19 protein-coding genes are annotated in these 20,285 nt (G+C 68.4%); 15 read left to right on the top strand and 4 right to left on the bottom strand.

Going from position 1 to position 20,285, the window contains the following annotated elements:
• Positions 1 to 295: 295 nt before the first annotated feature.
• Both IT780_RS15245 and IT780_RS15250 read right to left on the bottom strand, forming a co-directional pair.
• A complete protein-coding gene (locus IT780_RS15245) occupies positions 296 to 520 on the bottom strand; it encodes a DUF397 domain-containing protein (RefSeq protein WP_199512190.1) in 225 nt (74 codons plus the stop codon).
• Positions 521 to 588: 68 nt separating this feature from the next.
• On the bottom strand, positions 589 to 1,542 hold the full coding sequence (locus IT780_RS15250) for a helix-turn-helix domain-containing protein (protein WP_199512191.1): 954 nt from the start codon (positions 1,540 to 1,542) through the stop codon (positions 589 to 591).
• 1,127 nt (positions 1,543 to 2,669) lie between these two features.
• Here IT780_RS15250 and IT780_RS15255 point away from each other — a divergent pair.
• The 9 genes from IT780_RS15255 to IT780_RS15295 all read left to right on the top strand — a co-directional run bounded on the left by IT780_RS15255 (position 2,670) and on the right by IT780_RS15295 (position 9,688).
• Entirely contained in the window at positions 2,670 to 3,296 is a 627-nt protein-coding gene (locus IT780_RS15255; protein WP_199512192.1) for a GOLPH3/VPS74 family protein, read from the top strand.
• A gap of 47 nt (positions 3,297 to 3,343) precedes the next feature.
• Positions 3,344 to 4,849, top strand: a complete 1,506-nt coding sequence (locus tag IT780_RS15260; RefSeq protein ID WP_199512193.1) for an APC family permease — start codon at positions 3,344 to 3,346, stop codon at positions 4,847 to 4,849.
• A 41-nt stretch (positions 4,850 to 4,890) separates the two neighbouring features.
• A complete protein-coding gene (locus IT780_RS43110; RefSeq protein ID WP_199512194.1) occupies positions 4,891 to 5,478 on the top strand; it encodes a GNAT family N-acetyltransferase in 588 nt (195 codons plus the stop codon).
• Positions 5,479 to 5,868: 390 nt separating this feature from the next.
• Positions 5,869 to 6,684, top strand: a complete 816-nt coding sequence (locus tag IT780_RS15270) for an SAM-dependent methyltransferase (RefSeq protein WP_233412864.1) — start codon at positions 5,869 to 5,871, stop codon at positions 6,682 to 6,684.
• Positions 6,685 to 6,694: 10 nt separating this feature from the next.
• Complete coding sequence (locus tag IT780_RS15275; protein ID WP_199512195.1) at positions 6,695 to 7,564, top strand: hypothetical protein; 870 nt, start codon at positions 6,695 to 6,697, stop codon at positions 7,562 to 7,564.
• A gap of 135 nt (positions 7,565 to 7,699) precedes the next feature.
• Positions 7,700 to 7,990 (top strand): helix-turn-helix domain-containing protein, encoded by a 291-nt coding sequence (locus IT780_RS15280; protein ID WP_199512196.1) that lies wholly within the window; start codon positions 7,700 to 7,702, stop codon positions 7,988 to 7,990.
• 66 nt (positions 7,991 to 8,056) lie between these two features.
• Complete coding sequence (locus IT780_RS15285; RefSeq protein WP_199512197.1) at positions 8,057 to 8,386, top strand: hypothetical protein; 330 nt, start codon at positions 8,057 to 8,059, stop codon at positions 8,384 to 8,386.
• A 240-nt stretch (positions 8,387 to 8,626) separates the two neighbouring features.
• Complete coding sequence (locus IT780_RS15290) at positions 8,627 to 8,926, top strand: endonuclease/exonuclease/phosphatase family protein (RefSeq protein ID WP_199512198.1); 300 nt, start codon at positions 8,627 to 8,629, stop codon at positions 8,924 to 8,926.
• 108 nt (positions 8,927 to 9,034) lie between these two features.
• Positions 9,035 to 9,688, top strand: coding sequence for a ricin-type beta-trefoil lectin domain protein (locus tag IT780_RS15295; RefSeq protein ID WP_199512199.1), 654 nt, complete (start codon positions 9,035 to 9,037; stop codon positions 9,686 to 9,688).
• Positions 9,689 to 9,944: 256 nt separating this feature from the next.
• Here the strand turns inward: IT780_RS15295 and IT780_RS15300 are convergent, their stop codons facing one another.
• Complete coding sequence (locus IT780_RS15300; RefSeq protein ID WP_199512200.1) at positions 9,945 to 10,751, bottom strand: pentapeptide repeat-containing protein; 807 nt, start codon at positions 10,749 to 10,751, stop codon at positions 9,945 to 9,947.
• Positions 10,752 to 11,217: 466 nt separating this feature from the next.
• Positions 11,218 to 11,439 carry a hypothetical protein gene (locus tag IT780_RS15305; RefSeq protein WP_199512201.1) on the bottom strand — a complete coding sequence of 74 codons (222 nt, stop codon included), beginning with the start codon at positions 11,437 to 11,439 and terminating at the stop codon, positions 11,218 to 11,220.
• 449 nt (positions 11,440 to 11,888) lie between these two features.
• Between IT780_RS15305 and IT780_RS15310 the strand changes: the two genes are divergently transcribed.
• The 6 genes from IT780_RS15310 to IT780_RS15335 all read left to right on the top strand — a co-directional run bounded on the left by IT780_RS15310 (position 11,889) and on the right by IT780_RS15335 (position 20,066).
• Positions 11,889 to 12,533 carry a GGDEF domain-containing protein gene (locus IT780_RS15310; RefSeq protein ID WP_199512202.1) on the top strand — a complete coding sequence of 215 codons (645 nt, stop codon included), beginning with the start codon at positions 11,889 to 11,891 and terminating at the stop codon, positions 12,531 to 12,533.
• Between the two features lie 721 nt (positions 12,534 to 13,254).
• Positions 13,255 to 14,112 (top strand): DNA-processing protein DprA, encoded by an 858-nt coding sequence (dprA, locus tag IT780_RS15315; protein ID WP_307831201.1) that lies wholly within the window; start codon positions 13,255 to 13,257, stop codon positions 14,110 to 14,112.
• 412 nt (positions 14,113 to 14,524) lie between these two features.
• Positions 14,525 to 15,445, top strand: coding sequence for a DUF4192 domain-containing protein (locus IT780_RS15320; protein ID WP_307831212.1), 921 nt, complete (start codon positions 14,525 to 14,527; stop codon positions 15,443 to 15,445).
• A 206-nt stretch (positions 15,446 to 15,651) separates the two neighbouring features.
• On the top strand, positions 15,652 to 17,907 hold the full coding sequence (locus IT780_RS15325) for an ATP-binding protein (RefSeq protein ID WP_233412865.1): 2,256 nt from the start codon (positions 15,652 to 15,654) through the stop codon (positions 17,905 to 17,907).
• A complete protein-coding gene (locus IT780_RS15330) occupies positions 17,900 to 18,502 on the top strand; it encodes a hypothetical protein (protein WP_199512206.1) in 603 nt (200 codons plus the stop codon). The genes IT780_RS15325 and IT780_RS15330 overlap by 8 nt, the downstream gene beginning before the upstream one ends.
• Positions 18,503 to 18,959: 457 nt before the next feature.
• A complete protein-coding gene (locus IT780_RS15335; RefSeq protein ID WP_199512207.1) occupies positions 18,960 to 20,066 on the top strand; it encodes a DUF932 domain-containing protein in 1,107 nt (368 codons plus the stop codon).
• Positions 20,067 to 20,285 lie beyond the last annotated feature (219 nt).

Here is a 20,285-nt window from a genome sequence, read left to right on the forward strand (position 1 = left end):
TCGTCCAAAAATCCGGGCCGGCCCCCCCCCCCCCCCAATTATGTGGGCGGGGGGGGGGCCCCCCCCCCCCCCCCCGCCACTACAACCTCCCGCGACTCCCGAACAGCCAATGATCGATGGTTCAAGATCGCGTTGGTCGCCTGATGCATCCGGTTGCCTGGCGTGATGCTAGCGGGCTTGCTTCCGACGACTTCTCGACTTGTTCTAGTAAGGGGCGTTGTTGTTGTGTAGTTTTGGTCATCGCTAGGGATGCGAACGGGTGAGTCTGGTATGGCGCTCACGACGCCGATCGGGCTCACCCGTTCTTGTCGAACTCGCCGTCCTTGGCCCCGCCTACGAACGCTGCCCATTCTTCATCGGTGAAATGGAGCATCGGGCCTGCGCCGCCATCCTTGGTGTCACGTACGTAGACGCCGTCGAGGTTCAAGGCGACCTCCACACAGCCGGTGCCGTTGTTGCTCCGGCTGCTTTTGAACCAGTGGGCTCCGACGACCTCGTCGTGGCTGACCCGTCTAGCCATCGTATGTCCTTCGCATCGTCGGACGAGACGTCCGAGCAGATCTGCATATTTGCCGAGGGTCGCGCGTGCTAGCGCATCAACTCCTTCCGTCGCGTCGTGATAAGCGCTCTGGAATCTTCTGGAGACAGCGCGCGGTGTTCCAAATCCGCCCACAGGGCGCTGTATGCCTCCACGTCGGCCGCTGTCTGCGTGTACATCGCGCCGGTGAACGTCTCCACATATGCGAGCGGAGGCTCAGCGATTGAGTCGTTGCCTATCGTCGTGCTGCCGTTGCCGTTTGTTCCGGCCCCGTTCGCGGCACCGCCGAAGATGGCCGACTTCGGGAAATTCAACAACGTGAAGTCGGATGCGGCCATGCCTGCATGCACGCCCGCATCGAATGGAATGATCCGCATAGTTACGTTGTCGCGCTCGGTCAGCGCTAGGACACGCTCGATTTGCCTCAGCATCACGTCGCGGCCGCCGACCATCCTGTAGAGCGCACCCTCCGACCCGATGGCCTCGAATACAGGAGGCTTGCCTTCCAGCATCTGCTGTCGGCGTAGCCTCGACTCCACTCGGCGCTCGACCTCGTCGTCTGACCAGTAGTCAGGTGGAACGCCGATGACGGCACGGGCATAGGCGGGATCTTGTATCAGTCCCGGCAGCAGCTCGCCGAAGTGCACTCGTATGCGTTCTGCGAAGCCTTCGAGGGAGAGATACAGGCTGAACCATGCCGGAACCTCCGTACCGGTGTAGTCCTGCCACCAGGACTGCTGCCGGCCGTTGCGGGTCTCGGCGGCGAGGCCGAAGAGAAGTTGCTGCTCCTTGTCGTCGCAGCCGAACAGCTCCGCCATCGCCGCGACCAACGTTCGCGGCAGCTTCACGCCGTCTTCTGCCGCTTCGATCCGGTTGATCGTGGCGCGGCCCAGCTCAAGCTCTTTGGCGGCACCTTCCTGCGTGACCTTCGCACGCGTGCGCAGGCTGAGGAACAGCCTGGCGAAGCTTCGCCGTACTGGGTCGTGACCAACAAGTTCGGGCACTGCCGCCTCCAACCGATGTCTCACTCAAATGATACGCGCATTGCCGCACGGCATAAATAGAGGCCAGCCAAGTCTGGCCAGCCTGGTTTGAGTCCCTCTAACTTTGAGCAAGCCGTTTCGGTACAACGCTAGCTGAGAAGGTTGCTTTTTAGGCTGTCTCAAAGTTCAATGAGGGCCAACACGATCGATGCTCGTCTCCGTGTGGTCCGGCGCGACGTAGTCGTTCCGCCGGCTGGGTGAGGTCGAGCGTCTCGGCGCCCCTGGAGAAAGGACCCGCTCTGATGCTTGTCATCGCGGCCGCGGCCGTCTCCGCCGTTATTGGAGCCGCTCTGGGATGGGCTCTGCGAGGGATCACTTCTTGGTGCCCGCAGTGCGGCTACGGCGTTCGGTGTGGCAACTGCACCTGGCGTGGCGGACTAGGCATCGGTGGGGCACAGCGCCATGCAGGTCCGGCCGTATTGGCGACTCCGCCGGCTCGTGAAGGACGACGGAGATGAACCCGGCGGCGGACGGGGAAACCCACGCTCACCATGACCTTCATGCTGGTCGCGACCAGCCGAGGCTCGGATGCGCAGCTGCTTCACCGCTTCCCGACTGTCTGCCGACCATCCCGACTCATCAGTCCACAGTGGATCTTCGACGTCTAAACGCAGCAGCAGACCGTCGCGCCGGCGCCATGTCAATACCGACGATCTGCATAACCGCGACAACGTCAGAGCTGAAGGGGTCCGCCAAGCCATCCCCCCGCGCTGGCGATCGGCTCACCACGGCCAAAGCGCCTGCTTCGGCCTTCCAGCTCTTGCCCCACCCGCACGTCGAGCGACGAGTGCAGGCGCTCGACGGCTCTGCCCGGAAGAGGTCACCCGCGCATGGACTTTTTAAGCTATGGCACTCCCGGCGCTGGCCCTGGGCGTCGGTACGGGCCGCGCCCCTACGACGCCGAAACGCCTCACCATTCCCGACACGCCCCTCGCCACCTCGCCGAGACGCCAGCACCCGCGGCGCCAGCGGAGCCTCCGCCGGCGGCACCTCCACCGGTCGCGCGCGACGGACGAATTGCCGCCGGCGGCTATCAACCGGCCGGGGTCGCCTGGGACACCCCGGGATGGCGTCAATGGTTCGACCTCGTGAGCGGGTTCTTCTTCGTCGCTCACGACGATCGGGGCACGCCGCTGCTGCACCCTGATGTTGCCCGGCTCGGCCTAGGGGCTGCGGTGATCGCTGAACTGCTGATGGCCGGGTACGTCGACATCCGCAACGACACCGTCGTGGTGGAGACGTTCGGCTGTCCGGCGGAGCCGGTCGCGGCCACGCTGATGAGCCGGCTGCTGGACGAACGAAACGCTATGCCCGTGCGGGACTGGCTGGCCTACCTTCGCGACCCCGGGCAGCCCGACGGCGACATCTACGACCAAGTCGCTCAGCAGATGCGGCGCACCGGACTCATTCGTGCCGAGCGGGCTTGGTCGCTCCGGCGGTCCAAGCTCTACCCGCCGGTGGACCAGAACCGTGCCGCCTGGTCATGGGCGCGTATCTCGGGATGCCTGGACCGCCGCGAAAATCTCGGCAAGAAGGACACCGTGCTGGGCGGACTGATCCTCGCCACCGACCTCCACTCCCGCATCCTGCTCGGTTCCGCCAGCTCGCTGGAATCCAAGCTTCGCCACCACATCAGCGCCGCCCCGGAAGCGGTCCGAGAGCTGCTACGTCACGCCGAGAACGCCGTTAGCGCAGCCGTCAGCACTGTTGCCTGACCGTCACCCGCGGCAGGCAGTCCTCTCACGCAAGGAGTCCGTCGCCCATGTCAGAACCTTCATCCCCGTCCGTCTTGTCACAAACACTGGCCCGCAGCCGCCTGGGTGTGGGACCGGTCGTCTTCACCGTGCTGGCCGCTGCGGCACCGCTGACGGTGGTCGCCGGTGGCGCCACCGCCGGGTTCGCCGTCACCGGGCTCACCGGCATCGCCCTTGCATACCTCGTCATGGCGGCGATCTTGATGATCTTCTCCATCGGATATGTCGCGATGGCTCGGCAGATCGTGAACGCCGGCGCCTTCTACACCTACATCACTCAAGGCCTCGGCAAGCGTTCCGGCGTCGCAGCGTCGTTCGTCGCTGTCCTGGGGTACAACGTGATGCAGGTCGGTCTCTATGGCGGCTTCGGTGTCGTCCTCGCCGCCTTCATAAAAGAGCAGTTCCACACCACCCTGCCGTGGTCGGTATGGGCACTGTTCGGATGGATGGCCATCGCGTGGCTCGGCGGTCGCCGGATTGACCTCAGCGGTCGAGTCCTGGCGGTGCTGCTGATTGGTGAGATCGCCGTCGCGCTGCTCTTCGCCGCCGTTCAGCTGGCTCATCCGGCGGGCGGCGAGGTGTCGTTCACCACGCTCTCTCCGGGCAACCTGTTCACCGGGCCGGTCGCCGCCGTCGCGGGCGCCACGGCCATCGCTGGGTTCGTCGGGTTCGAGAACACCGCGGTGTACAGCGAGGAGACCCGAGACCCCCAACGCACCGTGCCGCGCGCCACCTACTTCGCTGTCGCGTTCGTGGGCCTGATCTACGGCTTCTGCACTTGGGCGATGATTGTGGCCACCGGCCCCGACCACATCGTTGAACGCGCCACCGCCGAAGGCTCCGAGCTGATCTTCACCCTTTCAGCGCCGTACCTGCCGAGCTTCGTGATCACCCTCGGTCATCTCTTCTTCATCACCAGCCTGTTCGCCGCAGCGCTGTCCTTTCACAACACGTCGGCCCGCTACCACTTCGCCCTCGGCCGTGAAGGGGTTCTGCCGGCCGTACTGGGCCGCACCAGTCCCCGGACGAAGGCGCCGCTCAGCGGTTCCCTGTTGCAGACCATCATCGGTCTTGCCGGCATCGCCGCTTTCGCGGTCTTCGGCTGGGATCCCTTCCTGCAGATGTTCTTCTGGCTCACCGTGCTCGGCGGCTTCGGCGTCCTGATCTTGATGGTGTTCACCTCGATCGCGGTCGCTGCGTACTTCACCCGTCCGCGCAACCGCGGCAGCGTCGGCGCCATACGGGGCGTCATCGCCCCGATCGTGGCCGCCGCGCTGCTGGCCGTGGTCCTGGTCGCCACGGTGGCGAAGTTCGACGTCCTCACCGGCGTCGATCCCGCCTCGCCGATGCGCTGGATCCTGCCCGGCAGCTTCGCCGTCGCCGGCCTGCTCGGCTTCCTTCGGGCCTTGTACCTCAAGGCACGCCGACCGACGGTGTACGCCGCAATCGGGCTCGGCGCCAACCGCGACACCACCGTGGGAAACGTCGCGACCAGCACCGGAGCACGGCTGTGACACCGCCCAGCCTTTCCATCGTCGAGGCCGGCCCTGAAGACGTGTCTTCGATCGCCGCCGTCCTGTCCAACGCATTCCTCGACGGAGACCTCGCTCCCTGGCTGGTCGCCGAGCTTGGCGACCGCAGGCGGATCTACCCGCACTACTTCGCCATGTTCGCCGAGCACGCGCTCGAGCACGGCCGAGTGGAGATCACGGAGGACCGCCTCGCCGTCGCGGTCTGGTATCCGTACCACCCCGACGATCCACCCCCAGTTCGCGACTACGACACGCGCCTCGGCAAGATCACCGCGCCGTACACCGCCCGCTTCGTCGCCCTGGACGACGCCATGCGCCGCCACCACCCACACGACGAACCCCACCACTACCTCGGCTGGATCGCAGTGAACCCCAACCGGCAGCACCGCGGCTACGGCACCCAGCTCCTGAGACACCACGCCCGCCACCTTGATGCCGCCGGCATCAGCGCCTACCTCGAAGCCACCAGCCCGACCGGTCGCGACTGGTACGCCCGACACGGCTACCAACCACGCGAGCCGTACCCCGTCGCCCGCGGCGGCCCACTGCTCTACCCCATGTGGCGGCCACCAGCCGACACATCCACAACCCCGCACAGCCCTACCACCTGAAGGCTGACTGAGACCGGCCGGTCCGGCAGCCCCCTACGCCCCAGCACTGCCGGGCCGGCCCCCAAAACCCTCACCCACGACCCGTCCGCCAACTGTCGCGGATTGGCCAGCACCTGAGTCACCGGGTGTGCGGGCAGCACTGGAGGGAGCTCGCCCGCACACCCGGCCTTCGCGCCCCACCAAAGCCCCCAATAGACCGGGCCGGCCCCCTCCCCCGGGCGGGTCGACCCCCGGGGGTGGTGTGCCGCCGTACACGTCGCCTAACGCGGCGGCACACCACCCTCCCCACACCAGCACAAGCGAGAACGGACCATGACCCGATGACCGCATCGCCGCCGCTGCACACCGCCGCACAGCACGCCGCCGCGTCGGCCAGGCAGGAGTCACGCGATGACTGCTGACATGCCGCCGCGTATCGACACCACGGTGGCGCACCCCGCGCGCCGTTACAACTACTGGCTCGGCGGCAAGGACAACTACCAGGCCGACCGTGACTCGGCCGACGCGATCGAGGCGGTCTACCCGCATGCGCGCACCGCCGCGGTCCACAACCGCCTGTTCCTGCACCGCGTCGTGCGCTACCTCGCCGAAGAGGTCGGCGTCCGCCAGTTCCTGGACATCGGCACCGGTTTGCCCACGGCCGAGAACACCCACGAGGTCGCCCAGGCGATCGACCCGAGCGCTCGGATCGTGTATGTGGACAACGACCCGCTCGTGCTCGCCCACGCCCGGGCGCTGCTGGTCAGCCACCCCGCCGGGCGTACCGCCTACCTCGACGCGGACCTCAACTACCCCGAACGCATCCTCACAGACGACGAGCTTGTCGGCACGCTGAACATGGACGAGCCCGTCGCGCTGCTGCTCATCGCGGTCCTGCATCTCGTGCCCGACACCGACCACGCGTACGCCGTCGTGCAGACGCTGATGGACGCGCTACCCGCCGGCAGCTACCTGGCCATCTCCCACGGCACCGGCGACTTCGTAGCAGCGGCAACCGTGCAAGCGGTGCGTGCCATCACGTCGGACTTCACCAGCCGCAACCGAGCCCAGGTCGCGCGGTTCTTCACCGGACTCGACCTCATCCCACCCGGCCTCACCCCGATCACCCGGTGGCGCAACCCCGACCCCGATGCGCCGCCACCCGACCAAGTGCCCGTCTACGGCGGCCTCGCCCGCAAACCCGGCCCGGAGGCGCAGCGTGGATAGAGTCGCGGTGTTGCCGCACGTGGTCCGCCGCGCCGAACGACTGATCTTCTCCGGGGAGAACACCCGCGCCTGCCGACTGCTGGCCCACGCCCTCGCCGACATCGACCCGATCACGGCCCGCCCCGATGCCAGGCTGATCGAGGCCGCGATCTGCTACGCCGAAACCCTGTCCTTCGAGTGGGACATCCCGGACCGGGCAGAGCTCCAGCTCACCTGGGTGCGATACGCCGAAACCGCCGCGCTGACCTGCTACGGCCGCAGCAGTCAGCTATGGCAACGAGCGGCCGGCTTCTACGCCCGGGTCTGCGCAACACAAGGCCTGACGTTCGACGCCGTCGCGGTACTGCAGCGCACGCTCGCCGCCTACCGCACCTACGGCCCACCCGACCGTATCCCCGAGGTCCGCGGCCAGCTCGCCGCCGCGCTACACGACGACGGTCAGTGCGCCGAGGCCCGCACGGAAATCCATGACGCCTGGCACACCTGGCTGCGCACCCGGGCCCGTATCCGCGCCCGCAGTCCGCACGTCGGCGGGCAACTGCTGACCACCTACGCCAGCATCCTCGCCGGCTGCGGCCAAACGTCCGACGCCCGCGCCCTGCTACGCGACCATGCCGACCTCGTGACCGCAGAAGCCAACACCAGCCGAGAAGCCGCCGCCCTGGTCGCCGCTGTCCAGATCGCCATGACCGAACGCGACCACCGACCGGTCTGCACCGCCCGCCCCGCACCGGCGGTCCAGGCACCGACATCCACGCCGCTGCCATCACAGCGATGGCAGGTCTGGGAAACGCTCCTGCTTAAAAGTCACCCCACACCCTCCACCCCACTTGATCAGCGCCTCTATCGACGTGGTTCTCCGTTGCCTGACTGGTCGTGACACCGCATCCCCGGCCTGCCGCCGCGCGATACCCGCCGCCACGACCTCCGCGGTGACACCACCGTCGGCAGTCCGCGAACCCGACAACCGATAAGCGCCCCCATCGACACGCAGACAGCGCAGGAAGGCTCGACCATGCCCGACGATGGCACCGCACCAGCGGCAGCACCCACGCAGATCGCCCGCCGCAAATACCTGCTCTTACCCCGCTGGGAGCGTCGGGCGTTGCAAAAGACCGCCGCAGCCGCGTACGCCAGAGGCGACACCATCCGCACGATCGCGGCCGCCATCGGCTACAGCTATGCCACCACCCACCGAATCCTCACCGACGCCGGCGTGACCATGCGCAAACGCGGCGGCCCATCTCGGGATCGAAACAACCATGCTGCGCCGCCGGCACCGCCACGGCAGCCGACCAGCCGATGAGCGCGCTCGTCATCGCCGCCCCAACTACCAGAGCGGGGGCATCGCACCGCCGGCAACGCCATCAACATGCGGCTACTACAGGGGGAGTTCGCCATCCTTAACACGCCACCGGCGCTGGCGCTGCTGTGTCAGGGAAATACTACGGGCGGGATTAATACCGCGGGTTGCTCATTGGAGGAACGTGAACCGTCGGCCGGCAAGCCGGAGCGGACGGGCGTGCCTTATGCCGGTGTGCTGGGTTCGCTGTCTCGCGGCCCAATCCCACCGGCGATCTTCTATGACCCCAACCAGCTAATGCTGCGCAGCTGGGCGAACCCCGGCGATCCGAACGTCTACGACGACCAGCGCAACGTGGCCCGCTTCGCCGTCGCCACCAGCGGATCACGCCGAGAGTAGCGCACCGAGTTCCTCGCCTTCGTCGCCCACTTCAACCCGCGCTCCGGCACGTGCCGACGACAGGAGGCCGAGCTGCTGGCCCGCTACGGCAACGATCCGCTTCCGGTCATCGGCGGCGGAGATCTCAACTCCACCGCCAGCGGACCCCACTTCCCGCAGTGCGACTGGCCGAGCGCCACCTACGTCGCCCGCAGCCACAGAGGCCGACGCATCGACGACGGCGCCGCCCAGGGCCGGTGGGTGCCCGACACCGACGCGGTCGACCACCTCATCGGCCGGTGGGATGACGACACCGGGACTCGGGTCGACGGGGGCGGCTTCCACGCGATCGCCGAGCTCGCCTGGAACGCCGACCGGACAGGGAAACTGGCGCCGACGGTGATTGACGAGCCTGGAGAAGGCGGCGGGCTGCTCATCGACTGGCTCCTCGTCAACGAGGCCATGCGCACCCACGTCGATGCGAGCACCTACCGAGTACACATCCCGGCCGGACCGCCACCGTCTGATCACTATCTCGTCTCCGCCACCTTCAGCTTGTAACGTCAAGCCACTCCAAACAGCATCCAAACTGGTCACCGGACGGGGGGACAGCTCCAGACAGCCTCAGACAGCTATATCGGCGACGCAGTGTTCATCAGGCTCAAATTCATGAACGACTACGTCTCGCTGCAGGACCATCGACGAGGTTTGGACAACAAGCCTCGCCCCCACGCCGCTGCTGCAACAGCCAGCACGATGGGGCGGCATCGTACATTCAACGTGAGCACACCGGGGCGAATACGTCCGCGGCGTTTCCCGATCATCGCCAGCGTGCTGGCTGCGCTGATGCTCGTGGGCGCCGCTGTGGTCGCCGGAGCCGGGCCGGCGCAGGCGGCCAGCTATCGCGACATCAAATCGGTGCGGTACGGCAACTGCTTCTACGCCTACGGCGATCCGCTCGAAGATCTCTACCTGCAGAAGTGCAGCACCACGCCGGCGAAGTACGGCAACTGGTCAGTCACGCTGGCCGGCTACTACAACAACCACCCGCTGTGGATCCTCAAGCGGCAGGGCGGCAGCTGCCTCGGCGTTCTTGGCAACGCCGCGAGCAACTATCTCTACGTCAGTTGCTCACCGACCAACTCCCGCAACGTATGGGAGGTCTTCACGACCAGCAGCGGCCGGTACGTGCTGAAGAGCTTCGGCGCCTACCAGAGCTGGGGCCAGCACAAGTGCCTCACTTTCCCGACCTCTGGAGGCATCGAGTCCGTGCGGCTGGGAGCGTGCAGCCTGACCAGCACCGCGAACATGATCTACAGGTAACCGCATCGGTACCCGTACCGCCCCGACGGGCCGGCTGCTTTCTGCAGCCGGCCCGTCGCCACGAGCGAAGAAGACACGGTGTGGCGACCCGGCGAGCTTCGGGAAACCGGCGAGGCCGCACCTTGTGCAGGGGCAACGGCATCCGCCAGCGGCTGGGCGTCACAGTTCGGCGCCTTGAGGTCCCATGGGCGAAGGCAACCGCCCTAGTCGCAACGGCGGACTACAGCTGCGCGACGCTCGGCCCGCGATGGCGGTGTCATCGAGGCGGAGCCGGAGCGGGTGCCGACACACCCGCCGGAAAACGGGTCAGCCCGTCCAACCATGTTCGGGCCAGCTGCTGTGACGTAACACCCGTCGCGTCGCGCAGGTCCGCGCCGCTCAGGTACGCGCCGTCCAGTCTCGCGTCGCCTAGGGATGCGCCGTCCAGTCTCGCGTCGCCTAGGGATGCGCCGCTCAGATTCGCGCTGTCCAGGTCCGCCTCGCGCAGGTCCGCAAAGGCCAGTCTCGCGCGGCTCAGGTCCGCGCCGCCCAGCTCCGCACGGCGCAGGTCCGCGCCGCTCAGGGTTGCGTTGCACAGGTCCGCACCGGTCAAGTTCGCGCCCGACTCCGGGTAAACGCCGTTCAGGTTCGCGCGGCTCAGCTCCGCGCCGCCCAGGTCCGCACCGGTCAAGGTCGCACCGGAGAGGTCCGCGCTGGTCAGGTCCGCCCCGGCCAGATCCGCACCTGCCAAGTCCACGTGGTCGAGGCCCAGCAGGGTGTTGGAGGGGTCGAGAACGTGCGCGGACGGATTAGGCCGGTGGCCGAGGACAGTGAGGGCGGCGCGGACATCGGCCGGCGCCGGGGGCACGGCTTTGGGTGGATCGGCGGCGAGCGGGGCGTGGGTGCGTACGAAGGCGCACAGCACTTGGACCGCTGCGGGCTCGTCCGGCGGGGAGTCAATCATCAGTCGCTGCAGCGCGTAAATGCCACCCAAGCGAATGGACAGCTTGTCCTGCTTCTTATCGTCTTCCTGGCCGAGCTGGTCAAACGCCGCGGTGAACCGGTCCGCGACCTGTCCTTGCAAGGCGGGTTTCTGCTGGTCGATGCCAAGTTATTGTTGTTTGCGGTTGGCGTCGTTGGTGTAGAACAAGCCCGCCGCGACCAAGAGCACCGAGACGACGCCGGCGATCGTGGTGGCGGTGGTACGCCAATCTGGCCTTTCCGCCGGTTCGACGCCGCGAGCAGCCGACCGCCCGCCGCCACGGGACCGGGGGTGGACTGCCGAAGGCATGGCGGCGCCCCGACGTGGTCGTTGCCGTGCCGGCCGGGGCGAGGTGGTGGTCGCGGGTTGCCCGGACGCCCGGGCTTGCCGGGCGGCGGTCCAACGCTGGCGCAGACTTGGCATGGCCCCTATTGGACAGGCCAGGGCACCGCAGCGCCCATATCTGTCTAGCGCCGTGCTCCGTTCGGGCGAACGTCACCGTAACGGCCCTCCGAACGACCACCCGCCTCGGGACTGACCGAGCAATCATCTGACCAGGCCATACGTGTCAAAGGCGGGCGCTGAGCGGCGGGACGTCGTGGGGGGCCAGGTCGGGGCGCAGCCGTACGGGCCGCACGCGGTGGCGGTGTCGTCCGAGCGGCCGGTCGACGGCGGTGTCGACCTCCACTTCGGCGACCAGCAGCGGCTCGATCTGGACGTACGGCGGCGGTCGGCGAGCTCGGGAGACCAGGCGCCCGGCCGCGGACGCGGCCACGGATGCGATACACAAGACCCCGATCTCGATGACGCCCGACGGCGCCACCACCGCGCACAGCACCTCGAGCGGCACACACCCGCGAACGCCGTCATGACCCACGTGCGTCCGCTCGGCCGACGGCGGCGGTGCTGGCCCGGCACGGTGGCAAGGCCCGGGGACGGCCGCAAGGCGGTCCGAGAACATCTTGGCCTTCGGCCAGAGATCTTCTCGTGCCTGGAGCCTTGCCGGCCGCCGATGCGGGCCGGCCCCGGGCCTTCGGGGCCAGCACACGCTCGCCGCGGTGGCGCGCCGGGCGCCGTGGCTGGAGCGGCCCTGTCCGCCTCCGGCGGCGGTTGGCGCCGGGGGTCCGCAGAACGGTCGGGCGCTGGCGCTGACACCCCTGGCGTCCGTGACTCTGCCCGTCCGCGCGACCGCGTCTGCCGCTGCATCGCCTGGACGGTTCCTACCTAGGAGGCAATCTCGTGCAGAAGACTGTGGCTGCGGGGCTCATCACAGCGGCTTTCATCGGCGCGCTCGGCGGTCGGCTCAGCATGACGCCGACGATTCGCCGCCTGCACCGGCGGAACAACACGCTCGCCGATCAGGTTCGCACCGACCCGCTCACGGGCGTGCTGAACCGGGTCGGCCTCAAACAGGCTTACGCCGCGTCCAACGACCGCGGACGCTTTCTGATCTTCGTCGATTTGGACATGTTCAAGGCGGTCAACGACGAACATGGTCATCCCGCCGGTGACCAGGTGTTGAGGGCCCTCGGCGCCCGGCTGGCCGAGCTGGCGTCGCGGCATCAAGGGTGGGCGGGCCGGCTTGGTGGCGACGAATTCGCACTGCTGCTGCCCGACTGCAGCGCGTCGGTCGCGCGGCAGGCCGCCGCGCAGGCCATTTCGGCCATCACCATCGACAGCCTCGCTGGGTCGGTGGTTCGCGGCAACGCCGGAGTCGCGTACGCGGCTGCCACCGCCTCGTGGTCAAGCGCGCTGACCGACGCGGACATCGCGCTGTATCACGCCAAGAAGTCGGGCCAGGTCACCCTCTTCGCGCCAGGCATGACCTACCCGCAACCGCCGGCGCCGCGCCGGCGGGCCCGCGACGCCCGCTCGACGAACTAGCGGTAGTAGGCCGCGCTCTGCTCGGTCCGCCCTCCCGCCGCATGCCGGCTCGACCGCCGCAACGGCTGAGTCCCAGCAGCAATCGATTGACGCCGCTACCGAGTGGACGTTTTGCCTGCTCAACGCCAACTCAGACATGTTCGAAGACAGCGAGCCGACGTTCGACACCGCGTCGGCGGTTCTGATCGCTCGCCGCTATCGGCTTCTGCGGCTGCGGTCGCTGTCGGTAGGTGATGCCGTGCGGATCAGCACGGCCACCACCGTGTCGCGGCTGGCCTGCGACCACCTCTGGTGGACCCGCATCGCGGCACCCCCCGAACCTGCACATCGCCGGCGCCGATGATGCCGCCTTCGGCAGCGACCACCGCCGTGACGGGCTCGGTCCAACGGGCTGAGTGCAGCCGCGCCCACCGCGCCACTTTCCAGCGCATAGCCGCCACGACGGCTGCCGCGCGTGTTCGAACAGCTCGCCGCAGTACTACGCGGGTAGCGCCGCTTCGGGCCGCCACCTGCAGCGACACGACATGCCCGCCGTTGCGGCATCTCCCGCATCGATCACCACCTGCATCGACGCGTTTCACCTCCATGAGCGAAAGGGAACCCCATGCGCAACGACGATTCCCCCCACGGCCTGGTACCGGAGTCCGCAGATGAGGCAGACCGGGTTGCCCGGGTTGCCCTCACAACGGTGGCTGAACCGGGGCATCCAACAATCTGGTCCATGGTCCAGCACGACGGCGCACCAGCGGTGTTGGATCGCCTGCTCAACGGCGACGCCCCGGACGCCTCACTGCGCGCCGCAATAGCGGCCCGCACGGCCAACGGCGACGTTCGCCGTTTCGCACAGATCGCGCTGCGCCGCGCACAGCGGATCGGCGCGCGGCTGGTCGTACCAGGCGACGATGAATGGCCCGCCCAGATCGACGACCTCGCCCGGCTTGAGCCAAGCCCTGACGGGCCAGTCACCCGCGACACCAAGCCTCCCCTGTGCCTGTGGGCCCGCGGAGACCTGTCCCTGCGCGAGGCATTCCCGCGGTCCGTGGCGATCGTGGGAGCTCGAGCGGTGACGTCGTATGGCAACCACATCAGCACTGAACTCGCCGGCGAACTCGCCACCCGAGGGTGGACCATCGTGTCCGGCGGCGCCTTCGGCGTTGAAGCGGCCGCGCACCGCGGCGCCTTGGCGGCCAATGGCCTCACCCTCGCCGTGCTGGCCTGCGGGATCGACCGCCCCTTCCCGTCCGGCAATGCGGCCCTGTTCGATCAAATCATCGCGCACGGTCTGCTGGTCAGCCCGTGGCCGCCCGGCACCGAGCCGCTCCGCCACCGCTTCGCGATCCGCAACCGACTTATCGCGACCGCGGCCGGCACCGTTCTTGTCGAGGCCGCGGCCCGCAGCGGCGCGGTGCAGACGATCAGCCGAGCCCTCGATCTGGATCGTCCCGCAATGGTCGTACCAGGGCCGGTGACCTCGGCCATGTCGGTGGGCTGTCACCACATCCTCCGTACCCACATTGGCGCGCGACTGGTCACATCCGCGACCGACGTGATCACCGAGCTGCGGCGAGCCGACGGCTGAACTGAGCCACACGACGGACAACCAACCGCGCACAGAGCCAGCCGCCGTACTCCACGCGTCTGTCGTGACGGTCGGCGCGGGCAGCCGGTGCCGCCGCTGCCCGTAAGCGCTTGTACCGGCCCCGTCCCGGGCCGGCCAGGGCGCTGCACCCGGCCCGCCCACCGTCACGATCGCCTCCCGTGCAGATGCTGCTGCAAGTGGGCGGGCCGGGCCGGTCCCTGGCCTGCCTCGGGCCGTCAGGGCCGGTCCGCGCCCGGGGTCAGCGCGACCCCGGTGCCCGCCTTCGACCGGTGCACCGCCACCGGTGGCTTCTCCCGACGCGGTGCACCGGCGGGGCTCCAAAGAGCTCCGGGCTCGCGACATCTGCTACGCCCCAGGAGTGTGATCCGCCGTGCTTGACCCTGCACCGTCCGTGGTTCGCGGTCCGACCGACCTACTCACCACCATCCCGTACGTGCTGGGATATCACCCCCAGGACAGCGTCGTCGTCGTGTTCGTCGCCGGCGATGGACGCCTCACCTGTGGTCTGAGCATTGGCCAGCAGGCGCCGGACGAGTTCATCATTGCGGAAAGCAGCACTGCCGCCGCCCGCGCGGACGCCCACCTTGCCTGCGTGGTGGGTTACGGCCCGCTGTCGGACCGCGAGCGGATCGCCGGGATCAGCGACGCGCTGAATATGGCGGTCACCGTCGCGGCGTGCCTGCTGGTCAACGACGGCAGGTACTACTGCCTCAACGACGGGTGCCCCTGCACACCCGAGCACGGCGCCGTCCTGGATTTCTCCAGCAGCGTCATCGCCGCCGAAATGACTCTGCGCGGGCGTGTGGCACTGCCCTCGAGGGACGGTTTCGCCTCCTTCGTCGAGCCGGACCCCGACGCTCAGGCCCGCACCGCTGCCGCCCTGAGCCGGGTGCCGCAGCGGCTACCGGACGCTGTGGCCGTCGTACACACCTGCTTGGACATCGCGTCCGCCGGCGAGCAGCTCAGTGACGAACAGGCGGCGCGTCTGGCGATGGCCCTGTCCGACAACGATGGCCGTAGCGCGGCCTGGCGAGCGACTACGGGTGAGTCCTGGCAGCACGACTTGTGGCTCGACCTGGCCCGCCGTGTGCCAGAGCGCTACGCGGCGGCGCCGGCAAACCTGGCCGCTTGGAATGCCTGGAGGCGCAGCGAACCGGCGCTGGCGTGGGCCGCGTTGTCCAAGGCCGTGCAAGGCGAGCCGGACAACACCATGTCGTTCCTGATCGGCCTGGTGCTGACTTCCGGAATCGATCCGGCGACGCTGCCCTGGCCGCTGCGCGACGGCACTGACCTCGAGGGCCTCTTGCCGTAACTCCGTCGGCGGTGTCCCAGCGCTCACGGTGCCGGGACACCGCCAGCCAGCCCTGCCGCCGCATGTCGCCACTGTCGCCGGCCGCGGGAGCATGCCGCGCGTCCGCACTGCACTGCCTGCAATGCGCCTTTCATCCGGGAACGCCTGGCCGCCCCCAGCGCCGCGGCCGGAGCCTCCCTTTTCTGCTTAAGCAAGGAGATTGTCTCGTGGACGACTTCGCACCCGCGGACGTCACGGATCAACATTCGGACGTCACGGCCACCACCGCTGCGCCCGCGTCGGTGGACACGCTGGCGTACCCGATATCACCGGAGTACGTGAAGTCGTGGACTCCCGTGCGGGCGCTGTGCGAGCTGATCGCCAACGCCCTTGACGAGGACCCCGGCGCCCGCGTCAGGTGGGCCGACGGAGTCCTGACCATCAGCGACGACGGCCCCGGCATCCCCGAGGAGGGGCTGGTGCTGGGGTACTCGACGAAATCCGACGCTCAGATCGGCCAGTTCGGTGAAGGCAAAAAGCTCGCCTGTCTCGTCCTGGCCCGCAGCACCGAGGTCGGCCAGGTGCGCTACGACACCGTCGGCTACGGGTTCACCCCGGCCGTCGAACGCCGACGGCTGCTCGACGGCATCGTGCCGTCACGATCCGCCGCAGGCACCGAGGTTCTCGTCTACCACCTGCACCGCAGCGACCGCACCCGGGGCACGGTCATCACCGTCACCTGCCAGAAAGCCCTCGCCGACGAGGCCATCAGCCGGTTCCGTGCGCTGAGCGAGCCCGGCTACCAGCCGCCGCAGGGCCACGGCACGTGCGTACTCACCGGCCAGCCCGGCCGGGTGTGGATCGGCGGCGTACTGGTCACCACCATGCCGGGCCTGCTCGCCTCCTACGACCTGCCCCTGGACGCCAAGGGCCTGCAGAACCGAGACCGCACAGTCATCGAAGCCGGCGCCCTGCGCGACGCGGTCCAGGCCATCCTCGCCGACAGCGAAGACCAGCAGGTCATCAACCGGTTCGCCCAGCACGTACTGGAAGGCGGGAAGCTACGCGAGCCGGAGCAGTACTTCGCCGACATCCGCCTGCCGCGGGCCCGGGCCGCGTGGCGGACATGGGCGCGCACCCATCTGCCCGCTCTCTGCTTCTACAGCACCTCGGGCAACGAGGAAGCCAAGCTCGACCTGATCGACAAGGGCTACACCGAACTCACCGCCCCGGGCCTACCCCACGAGCAGCTGTGGGCGTTCATGGACCGCCTCGGCGTCGAGATCGCCCGGGCCCGGCGCGTACGCCACTACGAACGGACCCGGGACAAGACAACGTGGGTTTCCCTGCGACAGCTCACCGCCGCCGAACGCGACGTGCTGACCGAGACGCAGCAGCTGGTCCGCCGGGCAATCGGTGAGTTCGCGTTGGACCGGGTCAGGGTGTACTCCGAAAGCGAGGCGTCACCGTGCTCCGACGGGTTCTACGCTCCGCGCACCGGCGATGTCGCTATCCACCGCGCTGCCCTGAGCAGCCAGCACCGGGCACGGCGCGTCCTGCTGCACGAGGCGGCGCACCGCGTGGCGCACCGCGGCGGCGGCCGGTGGCTGCCCGTCGCCGACTATCACGACCGATCTCGCGGCTTCGAGGAGATCCTCAACGATTTCGCCGCGGTGCTACTGGACTACCTCGCGGCCGGAGCCGCTCTTCCCGAACTGCCCGACCAGCCGGTTCCCGCACCGCGTGCCCCGCGCCTGGCTCCAGCGGATGATCCGGCGGTGCCCGCCGTACGACGCGAACTGGCCCACCTGCTGCTCGACCAGCTACCACACGCCCTGACCGCCGGCGGTTTCACCGACGAGGAAGACCTCGTCGCCTCCACCGGAGTCCACCCCGACTACTGGCGCACGCTGACGCACCCGAAAGTCGCCGGACACCGCCAACAACGCGGCGGTCGGGCCTGGGACTACGACAAAGTTGCCCTGCTCGCGCAAGCCACCGGTGTTCATCCACCAGTCGTCTGGCTTGGCTACCACCTGTGCGAAGGGCCGATCTACGGCCGCGCCCGCCGCGGCGGGCTCCATCTGCCCACCGACGATGTCCACGGCTCCTCCTGCGGCATGGCTGACTACGGCAGGCCCGGTCACGACGGCGACCCCAACGTGCAGCAGCAGCCGCACTCCGCGCTCCACCAGCGCGTCCCCTGGAACAAGAAGATGCGCGATGCCACGTTGCGCGCTTGCGCCGACCTGCAGTCCCTGGGCGGGGCCTACGCCGAGCAAATCCCCGCTCTCCACGCCCTCATCAACGGACGGACGACTGCGGTCATCGGTGATGACCGCTGGCACGCCCCAGCCCGAACGCTGCTGGCTGTGGAACGCCACCGTCTGCGGCTCGACCGGCGAAATCCTGCCGCGAATGACGCTCCACCGCATCGTGACGATGCTCGTTCCGCGGTTATCAGGGCAGGTCACCATGACTGATCATCCGTGCCACCAGCACCTCACCGGGCAGCACACGACGGGGTGCATGACCGGCTCGTGCGGGTTCTGCGGCACCGACCTGAGCACCACCGCTTCCGGCGAATGCCGCAGCTGCCTGCGGATCGTGTGCGAGAGCTGCGACGCCGGCTACGACGCCGAGCTCGGGCCAATCTGCCAACCCTGCCATGACGGCGACATCGCGACGGCGAACACCGCGCCGCCGTATGGCCCCCGTGAGCAGCACCGGCGCTGCGTGTTCGAACTCGACCTGTCTTGCGGCCACGTCGTCACCTACGCCGTGACCGGTTGGTACCCCGTGTCCGTATCGTGCTGCGACCGGCTCGGCGGCACCATCCTGCGCGGGGAGTATGTCGCCTTCGCTTCGGAGGTCGACTACGTCCGGCTGCTGTCAGAGCGCTACATCGACTGTCCAGCAGGGACCGCACATCGCCCGAGCCGCGTGCTGCGTCGGCGCGCGCGGACCGACGCTTCGTCGAAACCGTCGTATCAAGGCCACCGCACGAGCACCGGTCGATACCCGGCCCGCGTCGGCGCTACCTGGACTCTCGGCGAATCAGCACCGCGCCCGACCTGAAGTGGCGACACCGGACAGCAAGCTGTGAGGCGAGCAACGTTACGCGTGCGAACCCCCAGCTGGCTGACCACTCCACGGCAGAACGGTTACGGCATCCTGTCCGCAAATTTTCGACCTTGAGCTGATCACCGGTTACTCGACGATCCACGATTCCCGGTCCGGGTTCCGGCAGGGGCGGCGGTGCTGGCCGGGGCACGATGGCCGACCCGGCACCGGGCGCAAGGCGGTCCGAGAACATCTTGGCCTTCGGCCAGAGATCTCCTCGTCCTGGCCGCCTTGCCACTCCGCCGGCCGGGCACGGCCCCGGCACCGCGGGCCAGCACACGCTCGCCCGGCCGACCACGGCCTGCGGCGAGCGTGCCCGCCGGCCGTCACCGTTAGCGGTGACGGCCTCGCACGGAAGGCCGTACTCGTGGCTCAGCCGACGCTCGCCGTAGCACCCCATCGCCACATCGGCATGAACACTTTGATCGCCACGCTGCGCGATCAGCACACCCGATCCGTCGACGTCATCGCCGGCGCCGCAACACTGCACGCGGACAACGGCAACCTGATCATCCCGCGCACCGCACCGCTGCTCACCACGACAGGTGTGGACCTCGCCACGGGCACCTTCAAGCTCTCCGACGTGGCCCTGGGTGGCGTCGGCGCGAAGCTCTCCGTCCCTGTCGACTACCTGCGCCGGATGGGCCGCGAGAACATCCCGGCGCTGGACTTCAACATCAACACCTGGCTGGAGCGCGACGACCGCCGGTTCCTGGTGCGCTGCTTGCGCCGCAGCACCGGCAGCAGTGTGGGCACCGCCCGGGCGTTCCTCTCTGACCGGTACCTGCGCATCGACAACCTCGACGTGCTGATGGCCGCGATCAAGGGCATCGAGAAGGCGGGCGTCGCGGTGAACATCGCGTCCTGCGACCTGACCGACCGGCGCATGTACGTGCGTTTCGTGTCTCCCGAGGTGCAGGTCATGGCCCCAGAGCTGCTGCGCAACTACCGCAGCCCGTTCGACGGACGCCGGGGCAGCGACCTGCCGGTCATCTCCGGCGGGTTCCTGCTGAAGAACTCCGAGACCGGCTACGGCCGCTACTCCCTCGCCCCGTGGCTGCGCATCGAGGTGTGCAGCAACGGTCAGACCGTCGAACGCGGCACCGTCGGACGCACCCATCTGGGTGCCCGCATCACCGACGACGACGGCATCGTCGACCCCTCGGCGGAGACGATGAAGGCCCTGCTGCAACTGATCACGTCGCAGACCGTCGACACGATCCGCAACTACCTCAACGTCGACTTCGTCGCCCGCGCGGTCGCCGATCTGGAACGCGCCGCCGGGGTCACGGTCCGCAAGCCGGAAGCCACGATCAAAGTCGTCTCTCAGCAGCTGCACTACACCCAGGACCAGCAGGACGCCATCCTCGCGCACTTCATCGCCGGGGCCGACCTGAGCGCCGGCGGCATCATGCAGGCCGTCACCTCCGTGGCCCGCAGCATCGACGACGCTGACGCGGCCTACCGCATGGAGACTACCGCGTCGAAGGCGCTGCGCCTGGCCGCCGCCGCAGCCTGATGTAGCTGCCCGCCGCCCGTTCATCGCTCGCCCTTGCAGAGCCGCACACCGTCTTGGTGGGCGCCCTGGTTCTGCAGGCGAGTTCCAGAGCCACATGTCGGTGAGAGTTGGATCCACCTCATGCGGCCAGAGGTTCATGTCGCCGAGTTCCGGAGCCGCCAGCGACTCCCGCAGGCCGCTGGTAGATCGACGATGCAGCCGGCTAGTTCGCCGCGGTCG

Origin of the sequence: Nucisporomicrobium flavum, from assembly GCF_016464385.1 — a bacterium.
GTDB classification, from domain to species: domain Bacteria; phylum Actinomycetota; class Actinomycetes; order Mycobacteriales; family Micromonosporaceae; genus Actinoplanes; species Actinoplanes flavus_A.

What these genes read in the sequence shown, in the direction of transcription:
- IT780_RS15285 (WP_199512197.1), top strand. Translation starts at nt 8,057, where the DNA reads ATGCGGCTACTACAGGGGGAGTTCGCCATCCTTAACACGCCACCGGCG.
- IT780_RS15280 (WP_199512196.1), top strand. Translation starts at nt 7,700, where the DNA reads ATGCCCGACGATGGCACCGCACCAGCGGCAGCACCCACGCAGATCGCC.
- IT780_RS15245 (WP_199512190.1), bottom strand. Translation starts at nt 520, where the DNA reads ATGGCTAGACGGGTCAGCCACGACGAGGTCGTCGGAGCCCACTGGTTC.
- IT780_RS15270 (WP_233412864.1), top strand. Translation starts at nt 5,869, where the DNA reads ATGACTGCTGACATGCCGCCGCGTATCGACACCACGGTGGCGCACCCC.
- dprA (WP_307831201.1), top strand. Translation starts at nt 13,255, where the DNA reads ATGGTCCAGCACGACGGCGCACCAGCGGTGTTGGATCGCCTGCTCAAC.
- IT780_RS15330 (WP_199512206.1), top strand. Translation starts at nt 17,900, where the DNA reads ATGACTGATCATCCGTGCCACCAGCACCTCACCGGGCAGCACACGACG.
- IT780_RS15335 (WP_199512207.1), top strand. Translation starts at nt 18,960, where the DNA reads ATGAACACTTTGATCGCCACGCTGCGCGATCAGCACACCCGATCCGTC.
- IT780_RS15295 (WP_199512199.1), top strand. Translation starts at nt 9,035, where the DNA reads ATGAACGACTACGTCTCGCTGCAGGACCATCGACGAGGTTTGGACAAC.
- IT780_RS15260 (WP_199512193.1), top strand. Translation starts at nt 3,344, where the DNA reads ATGTCAGAACCTTCATCCCCGTCCGTCTTGTCACAAACACTGGCCCGC.